General features: G+C 46.6%; 12 protein-coding genes. 11 read left to right on the plus strand and 1 reads right to left on the minus strand.

What is annotated here, in order from left to right:
* Nucleotides 1-64 precede the first annotated feature (64 nt).
* The 6 genes from H7F31_RS06840 (at nucleotide 65) to H7F31_RS06865 (ending at nucleotide 13,886) form a co-directional block, all read left to right on the plus strand.
* Nucleotides 65-1,684, plus strand: a complete 1,620-nt coding sequence (locus H7F31_RS06840; protein WP_187103520.1) for a response regulator — start codon at nucleotides 65-67, stop codon at nucleotides 1,682-1,684.
* A complete protein-coding gene (locus H7F31_RS06845; protein WP_187103521.1) occupies nucleotides 1,671-3,521 on the plus strand; it encodes a cache domain-containing sensor histidine kinase in 1,851 nt (616 codons plus the stop codon). The genes H7F31_RS06840 and H7F31_RS06845 overlap by 14 nt, the downstream gene beginning before the upstream one ends.
* Before the next feature lie 211 nt (nucleotides 3,522-3,732).
* Complete coding sequence (locus H7F31_RS06850; RefSeq protein WP_187103522.1) at nucleotides 3,733-4,650, plus strand: ABC transporter permease; 918 nt, start codon at nucleotides 3,733-3,735, stop codon at nucleotides 4,648-4,650.
* Entirely contained in the window at nucleotides 4,643-5,569 is a 927-nt protein-coding gene (locus H7F31_RS06855; RefSeq protein WP_261800329.1) for a carbohydrate ABC transporter permease, read from the plus strand. Before H7F31_RS06850 ends, H7F31_RS06855 begins: the two co-directional genes overlap by 8 nt.
* Nucleotides 5,570-5,657: 88 nt before the next feature.
* Entirely contained in the window at nucleotides 5,658-7,412 is a 1,755-nt protein-coding gene (locus H7F31_RS06860) for a type 2 periplasmic-binding domain-containing protein (RefSeq protein WP_187103523.1), read from the plus strand.
* A 147-nt stretch (nucleotides 7,413-7,559) separates the two neighbouring features.
* Nucleotides 7,560-13,886: an S-layer homology domain-containing protein gene (locus H7F31_RS06865; RefSeq protein ID WP_187103524.1), complete on the plus strand. Its 6,327-nt coding sequence runs from the start codon at nucleotides 7,560-7,562 to the stop codon at nucleotides 13,884-13,886.
* 200 nt (nucleotides 13,887-14,086) lie between these two features.
* On the opposite strand, the gene H7F31_RS06870 is transcribed toward H7F31_RS06865, so the two are convergent.
* Entirely contained in the window at nucleotides 14,087-14,863 is a 777-nt protein-coding gene (locus tag H7F31_RS06870) for an IclR family transcriptional regulator (protein ID WP_087570606.1), read from the minus strand.
* 521 nt (nucleotides 14,864-15,384) lie between these two features.
* Here H7F31_RS06870 and H7F31_RS06875 point away from each other — a divergent pair.
* The 5 genes from H7F31_RS06875 to H7F31_RS06895 all read left to right on the plus strand — a co-directional run bounded on the left by H7F31_RS06875 (nucleotide 15,385) and on the right by H7F31_RS06895 (nucleotide 20,767).
* Entirely contained in the window at nucleotides 15,385-16,872 is a 1,488-nt protein-coding gene (locus tag H7F31_RS06875) for a type 2 periplasmic-binding domain-containing protein (protein ID WP_187103525.1), read from the plus strand.
* A 76-nt stretch (nucleotides 16,873-16,948) separates the two neighbouring features.
* Nucleotides 16,949-17,857 (plus strand): ABC transporter permease subunit, encoded by a 909-nt coding sequence (locus tag H7F31_RS06880; RefSeq protein ID WP_187103526.1) that lies wholly within the window; start codon nucleotides 16,949-16,951, stop codon nucleotides 17,855-17,857.
* A 21-nt stretch (nucleotides 17,858-17,878) separates the two neighbouring features.
* Complete coding sequence (locus tag H7F31_RS06885) at nucleotides 17,879-18,766, plus strand: carbohydrate ABC transporter permease (RefSeq protein WP_187103527.1); 888 nt, start codon at nucleotides 17,879-17,881, stop codon at nucleotides 18,764-18,766.
* 31 nt (nucleotides 18,767-18,797) lie between these two features.
* The gene (locus tag H7F31_RS06890) at nucleotides 18,798-19,646 is read left to right on the plus strand and encodes an amidohydrolase family protein (RefSeq protein ID WP_087570676.1); all 849 of its coding nucleotides are present in this window, start codon (nucleotides 18,798-18,800) and stop codon (nucleotides 19,644-19,646) included.
* 14 nt (nucleotides 19,647-19,660) lie between these two features.
* Nucleotides 19,661-20,767, plus strand: a complete 1,107-nt coding sequence (locus H7F31_RS06895; RefSeq protein WP_187103528.1) for a mandelate racemase/muconate lactonizing enzyme family protein — start codon at nucleotides 19,661-19,663, stop codon at nucleotides 20,765-20,767.
* Nucleotides 20,768-20,772 lie beyond the last annotated feature (5 nt).

Genomic DNA, 20,772 nt, shown 5'->3' on the forward strand with positions numbered 1-20,772 from the left:
CTATGTTTTCAGCTCACTTTAAGTTATTATCATATGCAGCGATATCGGAAAATGGAGGGATACGATGTATCGGGTCCTGCTTGCAGAAGATGAAATACTCGTCCGTCTCGGACTGAAAAACTCAATCGACTGGAAACGGTTCGACATGCAAGTCATTGCCGACGTTGCCAACGGCGCGGAAGCTTGGAGCGTTTACGAGAAGTTAGAGCCGGAGATCGTGATTACGGATCTTAAAATGCCGATCATGGGAGGAATGGAGCTGATTACGAAAATCAGAGCCGTCAACCCCCATACGCAGCTGGTCATCCTGACTTGCATAGAAGAATTCGCTCTTGCCCGGAAAGCGATGTCGCTTGGCGTCAGCGATTACATCGTCAAGCACAGCGTGTCCACGGAAGAATTGGAGCAGGTGCTCTCCAAGCTTCATGTGGAGCTTTCGGTCAGTTCTGTAAAACCCCCTGTGCCCGAAGCGGATGCAGGGATCATGAAAGAGAACTTGTTGAAGGATTATTTATTTCTTCACCGTTTCACGCCGGAGCAATTCGCTCTTAAGGCAGAAGAAATGAATATGTCCCTATCCCCCCGTCATATCGTGGCTTGCGCGATGGATATCGATCAATTCGAACAATTGCGGGAGAAGTTTAAGGACGATAAGGGCCAATTGATTCGAGTGTCCTTGCTAAACGTGCTCAATGAAGTGATTAAGGTTTATGGTCATTGCGAAGCCTTTCACGATAACGAAAGTCGATATATTTTGCTCTTCAGCAGTCCCGATTCGATAAGCGAGAAGGAAATCGAGGAATCGTTGCTTCGGATGTTAGGGCATATCCGCAAAATGATGCGGACATATTTTAACGTCATCGTTTCGTTCGGAATAAGCAGTAAGCAATCAGGTTTTCAGCACTTGAAGCAGCAATATAAGGAATGTGTAGAAGCCATCGAGCAATCCTTTGCAGGAGGAACCGGAAACAATTATTTATGGACAAGCAGGGACGACGAAGGGAATTCCCGGGAGATGGAAGAGCGGCTGCTTCGTTTACCTGACTTATGGGAGAAAGTAAGCGTCGGTTTTCAGGCGGATTTCTGTGACCAGATCCATCATTTTATCGCAAACCGGCATTATCGTACGAAATTAGAAGCCCAAAAGGCGTTCATGCAATGGCTGCATAGTCCGGTACTGTCGCTGCGACTTACAGGCGAGGAGATGACCGCATTATGTTCGTCTTATGCTTACCGATTGGCTCAGGCGAAAACGCTGCATGCGATGATCGAATTGTACGGGGATTTTGTGAAAGAGTTAACCGGAAAAATAACGATCCGGAAGCGGACAAGCGGGCCGGTGACCCAGGCGCTTCGATTTATTGAGTCTCGCCATGCGGAAGATATTTCGCTGCAGCAAGTCGCGGAATCCGTATCCATGAACGCCAACTATTTCAGCACGCTGTTCAAAAAAGAAATGGATGTTAATTTCGTTGATTACGTGCTGCAATTCCGCGTGGAGAAAGCCAAAGAGTTATTCCTGCACTCGAACCTGAAATCTTATGAGATTGGGGAGCGGGTTGGTTTCGTGAATTACAGCCACTTCAGCCGCGTGTTCAAAAAATATTCGGGTCTGAGTCCGCGGGAATTCCGAAAGCAATGGGGGGCGGAAACGATTGAGGATGTTCAGCATGGGGATCTTTAGTCGAAGGGCCTGGACAGGAAGAGGAAGGGGAAGGGGACGCAGCCTTCGCCTGCAGCTTCGGGTTTCATTCATATTAATAAGCCTGATTGCCTTATTGATGAGCGCGATTCTTACCTACTTTGGAGTGCTTGGCATTCTTGAAAGAAAGACGAACGAGTCGTCGATGCAATACTTTTTGCAGGCTGGCGATTCGATCCATGAATTTAGGCAAGAGATCGACAAAATGTCGAAGCAACTGCTGACCGATCCCATCATACAGCAATTTTTGGATAATAAGCTTTTTGAATTACCGGATAAAATTCAATTGCATAGAGATGTCATTCAAGAGCTAGACGCTTATATGGGGAATTACGAGTATCTGGATTCGATCTATGTGTATGCAGAGGACGGCAGGATCATAGGCGTAACAGGCGATAGAACGTTTGTGTTTAATGACGAAAAGAAGCAGGAACCTTATTACGCCTCATCCTTCCATCATCAAGTTCTGCAGGTCAAGTTGGATAATTCTTATCCGAGAATCGTGTGGGAAGGGGCTCATCGAAAAGGAGATTTCGGTGAGTCTTCTCCACTTATCAAAGACGAACCAAGAAACCTGATTACGGCGGCGCGAGCTGTCAAATCTCTTTTTCAGAGCTTGCCTTCAGCTTCCTTGATCATCAATATTCGGGAAGATAAGCTGTTTTCCCTATACAACAATCTGAAGTCCAAGTTAAATGGGCGAATTTATGTTTGCAATGGATCGGGCCAAATTATCTCACATACGAATAAAAGCTTGTTAGGCGCTTCCAGCGAGGCATGTTCGGCAATTCCCGCAGATACGGCTAATGGAAGTATCAAGATGAACAATGAACAAATCGTTTATTATCAGGTCAGCTCATCGGATTGGACAATGGTGAAAGAAGTGCCGATCAACGAGTTTATCGAGGATATTTTCAATTTGCGGTTTCAGATGCTGTGGATATTAGGAGTCAGTTTCGCAGCAGCGTTTATTGCATCCGCATTGTGGATTAAAAAAATAACGAGGCCTATGCATAATTTAATGGAAGCAATGGGGAATATCGAGAAGGGCAAGTTCGATTTCACTATCGAAGATAATCAAATGAATGAGTTTGGCCGATTGAGCAGCGGATTTAATCGGATGTCCTTTGGCATCAGGGAGCTCATCGAGCAAAACCGAATGGTTGAAAACGAGAAAATCAAGGTGGAAATCCAGATGCTCCAGTCTCAAATCAATCCCCATTTCTTATTTAACACCTTGAACACAATCAAATGGATGGCGGTCGTGAATAAGTCGGACAACATTACGAAGAGCATTACTGCTTTATGCAATTTGCTTCGGCCGATTTTTAAAAACCCGGCAGTGTTATGCACGCTTAAAGAAGAGCTGGAGTATGCGGACCATTATATTACGATTCTTAATTACCGGTACGGTGAAGGGATCGAGATTGAATATGCTGTTGTGGATGAAGCATTATCCTGCACGGTTCCGCGTTTTATATTGCAGCCGATCATCGAGAACGCCATCTTGCATGGATTCGAGTACAGCGGCTACGCGGGCAAGATCCGAATTGAAGTGGAGGAGCTTCCATCTTTCATAGTCATTCGCGTCATCGACAACGGACGAGGAATGTCCGACGAAAATTTGCGGCGGGTGAAAGAATGGATGGAATCGCATAAACCTGAAGAGCGGTTGGATGCTGACGAATCCGCGTATGGGATCGGTCTGGCGAATGTTTATCGCAGAATCCGCTTAAACTTTCCGAAATCGCCTGGGCTTGATATTTCCAGATTGCCATCCGGGGGCACTCGCGTTGACCTGTTTATCCCCAAAAGCTGAAAATCAGCAATGTATTTCCGAATTTCCATCATATCTGCTAAAGGCAAGCTTGCAGGACGATTAATCCGCCGAAAAAGGAGCATTATTTCGGAGATTACATCATTTTGCGACTGCCTTTTTTTATTTATGATGGTTCTGCGGTAAGCTAATTTGAATGGTTGGGTCATGAAGAAAATCCTGAGGTGATTGCGTGAAATCGGCAGAAATTAAAATGCTCGATCAGAGAGTTGTTAAGGAAAAAAGCAAAAAAAGCATGGTCTTGTTACTAATGGCGCTTCCTTTCGTCATCCTCGTGTTTATGTTTAATTACGTCCCTTTGTTTGGGTGGATTTACGCGTTTTTCGACTATAAGCCGGGCATTCCCCTATCTAGCAGCCCGTTTGTCGGTTTGAAATTTTTCGAGCTAATTCTTCATGATGGGGGAGACATGGCGAGGGTACTAAAAAACACGATAGCAATGGGCTTGCTGGGGATATTGTGTTCTCCTCTTCCTGTTATCTTCGCCATTATGCTTAATGAGGTGAAACATAAATATTTTAGAAAAATCGTACAAACTGCGGCTACCTTCCCCAATTTTATTAGCTGGGTCATCGTCTTTTCGCTTTCTTTTTCCATCTTTTCGAGCGAGGGACTTTTTAATCAGATTATGACTTCTCTAGGGCTGATTGACAAACCTGCGAATTTGCTTGGAAATGCGGATGCTGTCTGGTATTTTCAGACCGCGCTTCTCATATGGAAGAGTCTCGGATGGACTTCGGTCATTTATTTGGCTGCCATAACAGGCATAGATGCGGAGATTTATGAAGCTGGCAAAATGGATGGAGCGAGCAGGCTCAAGCTGATCTGGCATGTAACGGTCCCAGGCATCATGCCGACATTTATCGTACTCCTTCTGCTATCGGTTAGCAATATACTTACAATCGGGTTTGATCAATATTATGCCTTTAAAAATCCGCTTGTCGCCGACAATATCGAGGTTCTCGATCTCTATGTATACCGGATAGGCATTGCCACTAACGATTATTCCTATGCGACCGCGATCGGGATTGCCAAAACCTTCGTAGGCATCGTACTTCTATTTTCCGTCAATATGTTCGCCAAAAAAGTAAGGGGCCAATCCATTGTATAAAGGGGTGCAGGAAATGGATGTCGTTCAGAAGAGTAAATTATCGGATCGTTGCTTCACGGCTATGAACTATTTTTTGTTAATCCTGTTTACGATCCTGTGCATCTATCCATTCTATTATGTGTTTATATTTTCGATCAGCGATCCGGCAAAAGTAGTCTCGGGCGTTACGTGGCTCCCAAAGAGCCCTACTTTATATAATTATATATCCATATTTAAGATCGAAGGCATTGTTAGGGCATTTATGAATTCTACGATTAGGACGGTCGTCGGGACGTTAATTACATTGTTTTGTTGCTCCATATTTGCTTATACGGTTACTAAAAACCAAACCTATTTCCGCAAATTTATATACCGATTCGTGATTCTGACGATGTTCTTTAATCCCGGACTTATACCGATTTATTTGACGATGAAGTCCTATGGTTTAATTAATTCCTTCTGGATATACATTTTGCCTTTTGCAATGTCGGCTTATTTTGTAATCCTGCTCAAAACATTTATCGAGCAACTGCCTATCTCGCTTGAGGAAGCGGCGCTTATCGACGGCGCAGGTTATTTTACGGTTTTTGTGAAAATCATTTTCCCTTTAAGTCAACCGATTCTGGCGACTATAGCGGTATTTTCAGCGGTTAATCATTGGAATTCCTGGTTTGATAACTACCTCTACGTATCCAATCCCAAGCTGCAAACGTTGCAATACCTTTTGTATCAATATCTCACTGAATCTCAGAGAATAGCGGACAGCATCAAAAATATGAATACGCAACAAATGCTTGACGCAGCTAACCAAATGGTGTTGACGCCGGAAGGCGTTAGAATGACGATTACGATGATTGCGGTCATTCCTATTATACTTGTCTATCCCATGATGCAGAGATATTTTGTAAAGGGGATTATGATGGGCGCAGTTAAGGGTTAAGCAAGGGGGGTTAAACCAAGACTGATATACTTGACCTTACACATGGGGTCGTATATATAAAAGACAAGAAAACAGGAGGAAGGTCAAAATGAAAGCAAGGAGCTCGGGAAGACGCAAGAAGCTTCAATTCATCTTGGTGTTGTGTATGGCCGCAGTCATTATGATTACAGGTTGCACGTCCGGCAATAAGAAGGAGGAAGAGAACTCGGGACAGGCCGGCAATCAAACGACGGCAAGCCAAAAGCCTGTTGAGCCCGTTAAGCTTACGATTGGAAGCATCACATCTCTCTTTCAAATCGAAGAACAGTATTGGCCGAATTTGGTTACCGATGAAATTAAGAAAAAGCTGGGCGTAGAGATCGAAGTGATCGAATATGACGATGAGAAGCTAAAGCTTGCTCTCGCCAGCGGCGAACTGCCGGATATTCTCGTTACGAACAATAGCTACATCCAACAGCTGGTCGAAGGGAAAAATGTGATTGCATTAGATGAATATTTGGCCGATCACGGGAAAAATATTGCAGCTAATTACCCGAACCGGGTTTCTTTTTCCAAAAAGTTTTTGAGCAACGATACGGGAAATCTGTATTTCCTAAATTCGAATGCAGGTCCGACGGGCCTATCGAACTGGTGGTGGAACGGTTTCATTGTAAGATGGGATCTGTATAAAGAGATGGGTTATCCTACGATCAAAAACGAAGATGAGCATCTTGCTGTATTGGCGGAAATGCAGAAGAAGCAACCGACAACGGAGGATGGTAAGAAGGTTTACGGAATGGGATTATTTAATGATTGGGGTCCGTGGGCTTATTGGGTCGGCCATGGAGCGAACATGGGGTACGCAAACTGGGCGCCTCATGCCTATATAACCAATGTTCATACGAATGAGATTTCCGCAAACTATGCGGACACCTCTAGTCCGCTATGGGCCAACTTGAAATATTTGTACAAAGCAAATAAGCTAGGTCTTCTCGACCCCGATAGCTTTACGATGAAGAGCGCAGACTACGCAGCGAAAGCTGCGGCCGGGCAGTATTTGTCGGCCATGGCGACCTGGTGGATTGATGCGTATTCCATTGCCAGCGTGCAAAAGGATCCGAACTCGCTTAAAGGATATGTCTCATTGCCTGTAGAAGGGATGACGGCATGGGCCAATTCCTCAAGTTCGACCGGATGGCCAGGGTTTCTGCTTAGCGTGACAAAAAATGCGGAAAATCCGGAGAAAGCGGTCGAGCTTATCGATTATCTGTTCTCCTACGATGGAGTACGTACAGCGCTGAGCGGTATTAAAGGCGAGGATTGGGATATCGTCGATGGCAAAGCGCAGATGCTGCCTGCTGCAATCGAACGACTCCAAAATCCGAAGGATGAGGATAAGAAGAGGGGACTGGGCGTACTTAACAATATTGTAGGGATCACGGGTGCAGATACTCATCCGACGGACGGCGGTCTCCTTGATCTTCGCAAAAGTATTGACGTTCTTAAATTATCCCTCACTCCAACGCAACGTGACTTTAGCAGCCATTATGGAGTAGATATGCCTTATCAGGTTCACGAGAAGCTAATGAAGGAAGGAAAGGCTTTCGATCAGTCCAATCAGATGATTGAAATTTCTAACGTATTGCCGCAAACTCCGGATGATATTACAAGAATCGATGCCAAGTTGGACGATATCATGATGAAGGGTATGCCGAAAGTCATCCTTTCCAAGTCCGATGAGGACTATGAAAAGAATATGAACGACATATTGAAACAGTTAGAGAGTGCCGGTGCGGAAACTTCTTTTGCATGGTGGAAAAAGGCTTGGGATGATGCGAAAGCTACAGTAACAAGCATGAAGTAAGGAACGGGTAAAGGAACAAGGTAGATGCGGGGGATCATGTTTCTACCTTGTTGCCGCCTGGATAAAAACCTGAATATCGAAGTTTAAATATGAAAGCGTTTCCAAATGTATCGGGATAGAGTTTACTATTATATGGAGGTGTTTCAGTTGTTTAAAAGGTGGATGTTCCAAATCATAACGATCGTGTTTATCGTTTCAAACATCAGTTTGTACGCGAGCCCCGCCATTTCTTATGCGGAAGACAATCCATTTGAATACGTGGGGCAAGATTCGCTATTTTTTATAAACGATACACCGGATACCCTTATCGGAGTAGCGGATCCAACGGCATCTGATGGTATGACGGCTAAAAAAGTGCTTAAAGCGATAAATACGTGGGATTTCCAACTTCGTATGACCAATGGCATTTTTACAAACGACGCAAACGGCAACGCGACCGGCGTTTCGCCTTTTGTTCCAGGGAAAGCGTATGAACTTTACGCTAGAGTGAAAGTGGATTTTAATGATGAAGATGCTCCGGGCTATGCGTTCTCAGTCGGTGTCTATTCGATTACTCAAAGTAACTTTCCACTTCCCGGAATTCGCCAGCCATTGTCGCAATTGAATGCCAATGAGTGGACGGATATTAAGATTGGAACCTACATCCCCGCTTTAAATGGGAAGGAAGCCATCTATCTGGCTGCTGCAAACCATATGAACCATATTATAACGGCTGTTTATGTCGACAAGTTTTATTATAAAGAGGCGCCAGCAGGCGTGCCGGCAATCAATCTTGGCGGTGATTTTCAAAATTCACCTGTATCTCATGCGGGAGGAACTTTATCTATACCCGTTACGACCGTTAATATTGCGAACGGTGGACTTTTGGACGTAAAGGTCACGAATAGCAACGGCGAGCTGCAAAATTTTGAAGTCCAATCGAATACGATTCAAGGAAATAACGCCACGATTAAAATCATCGTTCCTCAACGTACCAAGGGCGGGATCTATCATGTCGAAGCAAGCTATCAGAATGCCGAGATCAGCAGAGCAACATTTGAAATTACGAACGCTCCTTTAATCATGATCGGCAACATGCAGGGGACTCCCGTCTCCTACAATGGCGGCACGTTAAATGTAAGCGCAGCCACTCTGAATATCGAGGATTCCGAGACCATTGCCGCTCAAGTTTATGATGCCAATGGCAATGATGTGACTCAAGCTTCGGGCATCACATTTACTGGAAATACCGTTTCAGGGGATGCTGTGGAGATGGCCGTTCAAATTCCGCCGTTTACGGCAGCCGGAACCTATACGCTGCAATTGGCTTATGGGAACACGACTCACCAGGGGACCTTTGTTGTCGAGCAGGCGCCAATCATCACAATCGGGGCAGTGAGCGGGGATCCCATCGCTTCTTCATTAGGCGGAGAACTCGTGATCCCGGTGACGACGCAAAATATTGCGGATCAAGAAAATGTCGTAGTCATCGTTCGCAATGAGAACGATCACGTGGAAAACTTCCCGATAGCGGGCACGACTGTTGTTTCCGGCCAAGCGAATATTCGCGTGACGATACCGCCTGCAACATCGGATGGCAACTATACCGCGGAACTGAAATACGCAACAATTCCGTCGAGAACCGTTGTATTTACCGTGACGGGAGTCCCATACCTTAAAGCGGGCGAAGTCACAAATAGTCCTGTTTCTTACAAAGGCGGGGAGATCCAACTGCCTGTTTCTTCCGCTAACATAGCGGATGGGTCTGAAATAGCCGTAACGATCAAAGACGATGCCGGAGCTGACGTGACAGAGACTTTATCATTTGCGGCAACAGGAAATACGATTATGGCTAACGCAGCCCATGTTGTGATCACCGTTCCGAACGGCACGCCGGAAGGCGTATATGCGGTCGAGCTGGAAAGTCCGGGCGCAGCAATAAGCGAATCGAGCTTTGCGGTGCAGGGGGCTCCTCTAGCCGACATTTTGCCCATTATTGACAACCCGGTATCTTACTCTGGGGGATCCCTGATTATACCGATTACGACGATGAATATCGGGGACAACGAAGATTTGTCGATTACCGTTAAGGACGGCATGGGGGCAGATCAGACTTCTTTGTTTGCGATTACAGGGAACAAGGTTGCCGCAAATCAAGCTAGCATACAGGTTATTGTCCCTGAAACGAATGCAACCCAGGACGCTATTTACACGGTGCAAATTCATTATGATAGCTCCTTGCTGGGTAGTACGCAGTTTCGTGTCCTTGCTCGCCCCGAAAGCGTTACCGGCGATTACTTGATTGAAGACAACAGCTTTATTTACCGTAACAATGCCGCAAGCGAAGTGGATGGGACGGCCTCGGATGGATTTTCGGCAACAATGGCAGGCAGCAGCGCGAGCAAGGATATCGTATATAAAGCTTGGGATTTCAGCATGCTTAAATACGCTGCTCCGTATGACGTATATTTCAAGTTGAAAGTCGATCCCGGCACAAGTGTCGGCGGCGGTGTCGTAAAAGTAGGCGTATATGATGCCACTCAGAAAAAGGAGCTGATTCCTCCGCGAGTGATCGACGTGTCCGAGATCACGGATCAGCAGTGGAAAGAATTTAGAGTGGGTACGATAAATCCGAATTACGGCGTCAATGGGCTTGAGTTCTATGTGGAAGGAATGGGGAACGACGGTGTCTCCGGCGTTTATGTGGATCATATCGTGTTAAAAGAAGCTGTGCCTCATGTGATCCAGAATGGACAATTTACGCTTGGCAGCAATGCTTCGAATATAACTGACGGATTAACTCCCGACAACAGTGCGACAAGAGTAGTTAATGGGTCGAACGAAGAAATGCCGTCTATCGAAATCCCTATTACTGGAAGCAGTTTGGTTGCCGGCGACTATACGTTGATGCTGCTGGTAAATCCGGATCGAGTGCCGGGTTCGAATTGGGACGACGCTACCGGAGACGTAATGGGTTTATCTGTCCATGATGTGACGACAGGTCAAGCGCTGTTGCCTAAAAAAATCTATACTACGGCGAACTCGCCCTTTAATATGAAGCTCGAATATTTTGGTGCGATCACGATGCCTATTGAGATTGATCCCTCTCACGAATATCTCGTTAAAATCTATTCGACTTCGAATGCGGCGAACTTCCCTTCGTTTAGAGTCGACAGCTTAACGCTTACAAGAGTGCTTCCGGAAATCTATTATGATCCGAATAAGTATAACAACGTGTACCCGTACAAGATTTCACCTGCGAATCAAGATGGCATTAATGATTGGGCTACCATTTATTACAGCATCCACGGGTTGTACGAACCAGGCAAAACCATTGATGTTAAGGTTTATGACGAGCAAGGAAACACGATCAAAAAGCTTGTGGAGGCAAGAGAAGATTGGACGTATGTGAAAGAGACATGGGACGGAACCAATGATCAGGGAATGACGGTTCCAAACGGACTTTATACAATCGAAGTAAAACGATCGGATAATCGAATTTTCTTAAGAAGAAACGTTCAGGTTATAAGCGGCGTGCAGTTGACGGAGGCGACCGTTAATCCTGCGCTTGACGATTTCCCGAAAGGCGTCTGGTTTGAAGCCGGAAATATTCCGTATATTGCAGCGGATGCGGCCGCGTATTTGGATCGAACGTTCAAGGATATAAGCGACGCGGGAGTCGACACTGTATTTCTTGCGAACTGGCACGGAAAGCCGGGGATCTACGACGTTACATTGGAAAAGGCTGCCGAATACGGACTCAAGATGATCGGATTGCCCGACGGACATGGGTTGTTCAAGTTTTGGGGAGGCAACTATTTCGACTCGGAGGCACTCTATAGTAATGATGAAGTTCAAATGCACAGCGCTTTAGTCGAGCTTACCAATAAAGCCTTGGATTCCGAGCATGCCGAGCAACTGATCGGCTATCTATTATTCGATGAGCCGCGGAGCTTGTACGTGGTGGATAAGGAGCGTTTCCGGGATAATCTGTCCGTTATGAGAAGAATGCTGGAGAGCATCGATCCGGGTCGCTTTACCGTCATTGATTATACAATGCCTGAGGATGCTGCGTATTTCTATCCTTCCAACCAAACGCAAGCTATGAGCCTGGACTTGTATCCGGTTGTCAATCACTATCCTACACCGGGAAATTTCAAACATATCGGAACGTATCCTAATGCTACGTATGAGGAAAGTTTGGATGCCTCTACGCTGCAGATTCGTAAGGAGCTTACGAATGATGCGCCGGTGTGGATGATTCTGCAGGCGCATGGAGAGGTCGGGGGTCTGCCGAGGGAACCGATTCCTTCGGAGATAAGGGCGATGACCTATGAAGCGATAGGCAGAGGCGCAAGAGGGTTTACGTACTTCTTGTATCAATCCACGGTCGTTTGGAGAGGTATGGTTGATTATGACTATACGCACAGGCCGCACATTTATGGAACCATTAAGAAGCTAATGAGCGAGATCGACGCATTGAAACCTACCATTCTTGATATGCGAAGAATCGCCAACGTCGCTGCCACGACCGGAGGAGGCGGAGGGGCTACGACCCAACCGTTCGATCCGGGATACCCAAGCGCCGACATTACGACGCATGAAAGCGTGAGTACTCCGAACAAGTATATGGTGGTCGTCAATCATAATGCGGAGGTCGATGATGACGTGACGATCACGATCGACCGGGCGAAACTCGGAATGAACGTCAAATCGATCTTGGAAGTCAGCAAAACGGACGGCAGCAAGTCGGAAGTCGAATTCCAGACTACATTGGACAGCTATATCATTTCCGATGTGAATTTTGCGGCCGGAGACGGGAAAATTTTCGAGCTAGTCAGGGACGATGAACAGATTGTCAAAGAGGTTCAGGATAGTCTCTTTGGAACATGGGGAGCGGGCAGTACAAGAGGTAATGCGGATCTATCCGCCTCTGACGGCAAAACGGCAATGAAAGTCATTGGAGACAGCAACGGTCCGATGGATTTCTACAGCTATACGCATGATGCAGATCTTTCTGTCGGTCAAACCTATGATGTATATGCAAAAGTTAAGGTCAATTACAAAACGGCGTTATTGGCCGACTTGGTTAATGGCCCGTCCTTTCCTAAGCCGGAAGGAGATGCGTTTGCCGTCGGACTGAACTTTAGCGCGGGAGGAAACATCCTGGATCCGACCGTGATCCCGGCTGGCAGCATGGAAAACATGTTCTGGACAGACGTGAAAGTAGGTCGGTTCACGGCTACGGCGGACAATCTCGCCCAGCAAGCATCGTATGTGTATGTGTCTCCTGCAAATAACAAGGCGAATATCGAATCGATATACGTAGATAAGTTCTACTTCGTTGAAGCGGGTGAACCTGTCTCCAGCGAACCGGGTGCCCAGCCGCCAGTTACTAATGAAAACGGAAAAGTCGAAAACAGTTCGAAAGTATCCGTTTCTCCACAGAAGCTGAAGGAGTTGTTCGCAGCCGCGAAGCCGGATGAAAACGGGATCTTAAACATCGTGCTGGATTACACCAAAAATAAAGTCGTCAACGAGGTTCGAATCAACTTTACGGATGTAAACGAATGGCTGTCCAAATGGGAAGAACGCGCCTATCTGGTTGTTATGATCGACTTTGGTACGGTGAAAGTGAATCGTGAATCGATCGGGAAGCTTTTGAAGAGCTCGACTGGTCAAATGACGTTGGTCATTCGTAAAGGCAGCTTCATCATCGAAGGTTTAGTCAATGATAAACCGGTTGATTGGACGGACGAAGAGCATCCGCTGGAAGTCGAAGTGAACCGGGAGATCAAGCCGGGGGAGAACGGCGATTACATCGTTGCCTATCGCGAGAACGACGGGGTGAAAACAATCCTTCCTCAAAGCGTTTACGCGAACGGGAAAGTGGCATTTCGCACCGCGCAAAGCGGAACCTTTGATGTCCTGAATAATGAAAAGTCTTTTACGGACACGAATGGGCATTGGTCTGATAAAGCCGTGAAATATATGGCTGCGAGGGATGTAATCAAAGGGACGGGAAATAACGCCTTCTTGCCTGATACAACCGTCACTCGCGCGGATTTTGTAACGATGCTCGTTCGCATGTTAGGGCTGAAAGGCGCGGCGACGGAGTCTTTCAGCGACGTGAACGGCGGCGATTACTACGCCAAGGAGGTCGCAATGGCCAAGGCATTGCAGCTAATAAAAGGTACCGGAAAAAATGAATTCAAACCGAAAGATCAAATAACCCGCCAGGAAATGTTTACGATAGCCGAACGCGCATTGCGAAAGTTGGAGATATTGAACGATGAACCGGGCGACGCCGATCTCAGCCGGTTCAAGGATGCCAATGCGATATCCGGCTATGCCCGCGATAGCATCTCAGCTTTGTATGCAAAGGGCTTGGTAAACGGATCCCAAGGTAAGTTAAATCCTGCAAATCCTGCAACACGAGCTGAAGCGGCGCAGTTTCTCATGAATGTGCTTTTAGAAATAACCATAAGGGATTAGAGGCAGAAGGGGAATCACCAAAAAACGGCAGCCCGTCAAATGACCGGCTGCCGTTTTTTGTTGCGCTTGGCAGCGTATCGACTAAGGAGTGAAAGTCACCAGTCCGATACTACAACCGAGCCGGATGCGACGACCCGCATGTCCGGATCTTTTGAGAGGCCTATGCGCTTGCGCATAGGCCTACTTGATTCAGGCATTAATCACGTTTTCGATCCGAGAAAACCAGACAAAATTTTGGCGGTTTCCATCAATTTATCGGCATATTCGGCAACTTTCTGCATCGGCATATTGGCTTTCAAGGTAGAAATGCTGATGGCTCCGAATATATGCTGGTTGTCTCTGAAAATGGGAGTGCCTACGCATCTGACGCCCAATTCTCCCTCTTCGTCGTCAATCGAGTACCCGTACTCTCGAATTTGCTTCAGATGTTCACGAAAAGCGGATTCCGAGGAAATCGAGTTGTCTGTCAAGGAGCCCATCCCCTTATCAAACAATTTTTGCAGTTCATTTTCAGGCAAGAAGGCTGAGATTGCTTTGCCGCAGGCTGACACATTCAAGGGTTTGCGTTCGCCGACATAAGAGAGAAATCGCACGGAGCCAAAACCTTCGATCTTTTTAAGGCAGATCGACTCCCCGTTATCAAAGGTGCATAGATGTACGGTGAAGTGGGTTTCATCCCGCAATTTTTCCAAATGTGGACCAAATAAAGAGTTAGGGTCTATATGTCGAATGGACAACATCCCTAAACTGTAAAGACTTAAACCGAGATTATAAGACCCATCAGGGTTTTTGCGTACATAGTTGTGGGTCTCAAGCGTATGCAGTATGGAGTATACGCTTGTTTTGGGCAAATTCAGCTTTTTGCATAGACCTGATAATGTCAATCCTTCCGCAGAATGTGCGAGACAATCGATAATGGCGATCGATTTCTCCAGAGCAGGGACGGAATAACTTGGACTTTCGGTCTTAATTGACATAACATGTCCCTCCAGAAAACAAAAATGTAAAATTGTTCAGACGGCTATAAATCTATAATAGATGAATTCATAATAATTTGCAAAACGTCCATTTATGCAGCAGAAATAGGGGGTGAGCAAATCGAATAAAGCGCATTCATTTTCGTTGACAGAAATTATCTTTTAATATATTCTTTATTTAGACCTATTTTTAAATATTGTTCAATATACGGAACAACACGCAAATGAATAGGTCGTCCGAACAACAAAAAAAAGAAGGGAGACGGCAAATGAAGGGAGCAAAATTAAAAAAGAAGTTGATTGCATTGCTTGTCGCGTGTCTTGCACTATCGCTCATTGTCGGATGTACTAACAACGGGGGAAATCCAGGCCAGACGACAGCAAACCCAGAGAGTACTCCTTCAGGCAGTAGTGACACGACAGGGGAAAACCAGCCAGATCGATCACCTTATACAATCAAGTACATGTATCCCGGAGGCACTAACAAAATCAAATTATCCGATGAAACCGAGATTGGCCAAATGATTAAAGAGAAATTCAATATTGTATTCGAATTCATTCCTTATGCTGGTAATTGGGAGGAAAAAGTAAATCTGATGCTTGCCGGAGGGGATTACCCGGAAATTTTGTGGATTCAATACAATCCGAGTCTGCAAAAGTACATACAAGCCGGAGCTGCTTTGCCGTTAGATGATTATTTGGCGGATTCGCCCAACTTCGCGAAACGGTATGCCGAACAGATTCCCATTTGGCGCAGTATTGCCGCCGACCAGAAGCTCTACAACTGGCAAAACGGGCAAAGCGATTTTATGAACAACATTCGTGGTTTCGATATCGGGACCCGAATCGACGTTCTGGAGAAGCAGGGTTATCCGAACTTGGTATCAGAAGATGAGTGGATCGCTTATTTGAAGCAAGCGATGCAGGATTTTCCGACTACGCCGTCAGGTCAGAAAACAATCGGTATGGTGGCACCGTTCGGGGAACCGTGGGGAATGGCCGGAATTGCCGGCATTATGTACGAAAAAGGTGGAAGATACACGGGTGTAGCCGGTAACGGGGCGGTTATTTTCGACCATAGCAATGATCAGTTTGTCGACTACTTGAAGAATGAATATGTCAAGGAATCCTTCCAATTCTTCAACAAGCTATACAGAGAAGGCATATTGGATAGGGAAAGCTTTACGGACAAGAGCCCCCAGGTGGAAGAAAAGCTTGATAGCGGCCGCGCGCTAAGCTCTTGGTATCAACTTCCCGGATACGGCACCAATCTGAAGTTGATCGAATCCGGACATCCGGAGATGCAGTACATCACATTGCCGGTTCGTAGCAATACGCAGGTTGAAAGAAACGAGAAACGTTTGATTATGGAACTGGATCTTGTTCCTTTTAACAATATGATTATTACCAAAAACGCCAAGGACCCGAAACGCATTATGGAGCTTGTTGACTGGGCATCGACCGACGAAGCGCAAATTCTGTTCCAGTCGGGCATTAAAGACAAGCATTACACGGTCGATGCGAACGGAGTACGCACGCCTACCGATTTGTACACCTCCGAAGCGCAAAATCCGGATAGCAAAGTCGGCTTGTTCCTGTTCAACTTCCTTGGATACGATTCGAGAACGGGGGAGGACGGTCAAGCTTACAGCGTAAGCTCCAATCTGGAATACCGGGATAAGCTTTCGCAAACAGAAGAAACGATGAATGCCTTTAAACAACTCGGCTGGGAGACTTCGTTTGATTACTGGCTGGAAACGGCGGAAGGAGCGAAGTCGGGCGTCGTTCCTTCCATTAAGCTCGACCCGGATTCGGCGCTTAGTCAGACCGATCAAAAGCTGGTGGAATTCAGAGTGAAAAATACAGCCAAGCTCATTATGGCAAAAGACGACGCTGATTTCGACAAACTATGGGGAGAAGTCCTGCAAGAGTATGAGAAGCTTAAACCGCAGACCGTGATCGATGAATACAACCGGCTTTACCAGGAAGCGTTGCGAATTTTCGAATAGATAACTATTAAATCGGGCGAAGAATAGGAGACGGCTTGTCTTCTATTCTTCCCGGACTAAAGGGTGATCCGCTATCATGTTGCAACGCAAACTGTATCGGCAACGTTATCTCTTTCTCATGCTGGCTCCGGCTTTTCTGCTGGTCCTGATTTTTAACTATGTGCCTTTGGTCGGATGGATGCTGGCATTTAAGCGTTATCAGGTTGGATTGGGTTTTTGGGCTTCGGAGTGGGTCGGTCTTGAGCAGTTCAAACGATTTTTTATGCAAAGCACCGACTATGTCTATTTGCTGCAAAATACATTGTCCATCAATTTCATGATGATCATTACCAATTTGACTTTAGGTCTTTTGTTTGCCGTTATGCTCAATGAAATCAGACGCCGCTTTTTTGTTAAAATCATACAGACGGTATCATTTTTTCCGTTTTTCATTTCATGGGTCATCATTTATTCCATAGCGAATACTTTTCTTTCCTCTTCTTCCGGCCTGCTCAACGAACTGCTGATGAAATGGGGGATATTGTCCGAAGGGCTGAATATTCTCGGGGAAAGCAAATATGCATGGCCCCTTGTCATCCTGCTGGAAGCCTGGAAATCTGTCGGATATATCAGCATTATCTTTATTGCCGCAATATCGGCCATACCCGGCGAACAATACGAGGCGGCTGATATCGACGGCGCTACGCGCGTGCAGAAATTGAAATTCATTACAATTCCCAATTTAATGCCGACATTTGTGGTCATTCTGATCTTGAACAGCGGCTGGATCCTGAATTCTAACTTTGAGTTGTTCTATATGTTCACAAATGCAACGAATTGGGAGAAGATGGAAGTTTTAGATATGTACATCTATAAATTTGGATTACAGCAGTTGAACTATTCGTATGCTTCCGCCGTAGGGATCGTAAAAACGATTGTCAGTATCGCTATCCTGTTGTCGGTAAACGCATTCTCGAAGAAAATGACAGGGAAATCTATTTTTTGAGCTGCGGAAAGGAGAGCGAATATGCATTACAAAGTAAGTCCGGGCGACCGCGTGTTTGATGTTATTAACTATTTAATTATGATCCTTGTTTTTATTGTCATGGTCTTTCCTTTTCTTCACTTGATCAATTACTCGCTCAGCAATCCTTCGCTTGTCAGCGGGAAATTTCTGTTTTACCCGAAGCAGTTCAATTTGGATTCCTACAGAGCCATTTTTGCCAATCCGGATGTCCTTAACGGCATTTATATCTCGCTTGCAAGGACCATTATCGGCACCTTATTTATGGCTATAGTCACCTCTATGGCGGCCTATGTAATAACGCGCGACGACATGGTCGGCATCAAATTCATAAGAAGATATTTTGTCTTCACCATGTACTTTTCCGGCGGCATTATTCCGACTTACATTTTGATCAAAAGTCTTGGATTGGTGGGTACCTTTTGGGTCTATGTCATTCCGTCGGCGGTAAGTGTTTTCAACATGATTTTGATCAAAACGTATATTGAGGGAATTCCCAAAGAGCTGGAAGAGTCGGCGTTAATTGATGGAGCAAATGACGCATACCTTTTTGCCAGAATTATTCTCCCGCTTTGTCTTCCGGTTATGGCGGCTATTTCGTTGTTTGCGGGCATCGGTCAATGGAACGCATTTATTGATACGCAATTCTACAACGCGATGCATCCGGAGCTATTCCCGCTTCAATATGTGCTTTACAATTCCTTTCAAACTATCACATCGGTAGAGCAGTTTACCAACAGCATGTCCGGTGCGGAAAAATTCAGGATGCTCACCCCGCAGAGTCTCAAAATTGCGATGACGGTAATTACAGTGCTGCCTATTATGCTTGTGTACCCGTTTTTGCAGAAGTACTTTATGAAAGGGCTATTGCTTGGTGCTGTTAAAGGATAAAAATATTATCGGATGGGAAAGTGAGGATATCATGATTTTTGATTGCCATACCCACTTGGCGCAGCCAGAACATATTTCCGGTCCCTTTTTAGCTGATGCGCGACGCGCGTGGGGCGATAGTTTCGCCATGAAGTGCACGCCTGAGGATCATAAAAATGCGCTGGATAAGGTGGAAAATTGCTCCGGCGCGATCGTGCTGGCGCTGGACGCTCCATCGACGGGATTTAATGTGCCTAATGAATATGTCGCGCAATATGTGCAGGGGAATCCGACCCGACTTTTCGGTTTCGCGAGCATTGATCCACAGCGGGAAGAACCGGAACGGCTGCTGGAAGCCGCCGTGAAGGAATATAAGCTGAAGGGGCTGAAGCTGGCGCCGTTTTATCAGGATTTTCATCCACTGGATCGGCATTGCTATCCTCTGTACGCCAAAGCGCAGCAATTGCGATTGCCCATCATGTGGCATCAGGGCACATCATTTGTTCAGAAAGGGCCCTTGGAAAAATCAAGGCCGGTCTATCTGGACCCGGTAGCGCGCTCGTTCCCTGATTTGAAGATGATTATTGCCCACATGGGGCACCCGTGGATGGGCGAAACGATCTCGGTTGTTCGCAAAAATCCGAATGTATATACGGATATCTCGGCATTGGGTCGCAGACCTTGGCAAATGTACAACGGATTGATCGAAGCCATTGAATACGGCATTGAGGATAAACTTTTGTTTGGCACCGACTTCCCGTTTTTTACAATCGAAGAGACGATTGAAAGCTTGCAGAACCTCAATCATCTGGTGGAAGGAACGAATTTGCCGCGGATACCGGATCGTGTCATTGATAAAATTCTCAGCAAGAATACGCCCGAAGTTTTGGGGCTTCGTTAAAGGAGCGTTGCATTGTGAAAATTGTTTCGGTTGAAGCGATTCCTGTTATTCTGCCTTTCCGCAAAGCCGTAAGCGATATATGGGGAACTTACCCCTCATCCCGTCACGGCATTGTGATCGTACGCGGCGAATCGGGTCATTACGGCGCCGGGGAGATCGCTTTCGCATGGTTTGGCGGGGCGCATTCTTTATGTCATGAGGTCAATACGCACTGGGCCGACTTGCTGGTTGGTATGGATATCCGGGATATTTCCTTGATTAACGAAAAGCTGGATCATCTTTGCAGCTTCTCCAAACGGCATCTGCTGGCAAAAGCGGGCGTCGAGACGGCCATATGGGATCTGCTCGGCAAGGAACTGCGGCAGCCGGTCTATCAACTGCTGGGGGGGAGGAGAAGAGCGGAGATTCCGCTGACCGGCGGAGTTTCGATGGGCGTCCAGGAGGAGATGGTGGAGGCGGCCGTTCAGCATGCAGCGCAAGGGTACGGGGAGCTTAAATTAAAGATTGGAGCCGATGACCGAAAGGATTTGGAAATGGTGAGCGCCATACGCGCAGCCATCCCCGACTCCATCCTGCTCAGAGTGGATGTAAATATGGCGTGGCGCGATCCGAAGCAAGCGAAACGAATGATTGACGAGCTTGAGAAGCATGGCGTACACATGGTCGAGCAACCGCTGCACTACGACAGGCTGAGCGAGACGGCCTGGCTGCGGCGCAACACCAATGTCAGTATTCTGATTGACGAGGGCGTATGGGATGTTCCGGACGCAAAGCGGACTCTGGAGGCGAATGCAGCAGACCTGCTCCATGTGTACATATCGGAATCCGGCGGGATATGGGGTTCGCGGCAAGTATTCGAGCTGGCCGCCCATTATGGCGTGGATTGCACGATCGGCTCCATGCCGGAGGGCGTCATCGGCGGTGCGGCGTCGGCGCATATAGCTGCGGCTATGGCCAATCTGTCTGGACACGCTTCCGATATCCGGGGCTTTACCGGTTATCTTGAGGATGTGGCGGCGGAAGAAATGACCATCAGGAACGGAGCCTTGATTGTGCCGGAAGGGCCGGGGCTGGGAGTCACGATCGATTTTGACAAGCTGCGCAAATTGTCCGTCAGCTAGGGGGG

Origin of the sequence: Paenibacillus sp. PAMC21692 (assembly GCF_014303795.1) — a bacterium.
GTDB lineage: Bacteria > Bacillota > Bacilli > Paenibacillales > Paenibacillaceae > Pristimantibacillus > Pristimantibacillus agaridevorans.

What these genes read in the sequence shown, in the direction of transcription:
- H7F31_RS06840 (WP_187103520.1), top strand. Translation starts at nt 65, where the DNA reads ATGTATCGGGTCCTGCTTGCAGAAGATGAAATACTCGTCCGTCTCGGA.
- H7F31_RS06845 (WP_187103521.1), top strand. Translation starts at nt 1,671, where the DNA reads ATGGGGATCTTTAGTCGAAGGGCCTGGACAGGAAGAGGAAGGGGAAGG.
- H7F31_RS06850 (WP_187103522.1), top strand. Translation starts at nt 3,733, where the DNA reads ATGCTCGATCAGAGAGTTGTTAAGGAAAAAAGCAAAAAAAGCATGGTC.
- H7F31_RS06860 (WP_187103523.1), top strand. Translation starts at nt 5,658, where the DNA reads ATGAAAGCAAGGAGCTCGGGAAGACGCAAGAAGCTTCAATTCATCTTG.
- H7F31_RS06870 (WP_087570606.1), bottom strand. Translation starts at nt 14,863, where the DNA reads ATGTCAATTAAGACCGAAAGTCCAAGTTATTCCGTCCCTGCTCTGGAG.
- H7F31_RS06875 (WP_187103525.1), top strand. Translation starts at nt 15,385, where the DNA reads ATGATTAAAGAGAAATTCAATATTGTATTCGAATTCATTCCTTATGCT.
- H7F31_RS06880 (WP_187103526.1), top strand. Translation starts at nt 16,949, where the DNA reads ATGTTGCAACGCAAACTGTATCGGCAACGTTATCTCTTTCTCATGCTG.
- H7F31_RS06885 (WP_187103527.1), top strand. Translation starts at nt 17,879, where the DNA reads ATGCATTACAAAGTAAGTCCGGGCGACCGCGTGTTTGATGTTATTAAC.
- H7F31_RS06890 (WP_087570676.1), top strand. Translation starts at nt 18,798, where the DNA reads ATGATTTTTGATTGCCATACCCACTTGGCGCAGCCAGAACATATTTCC.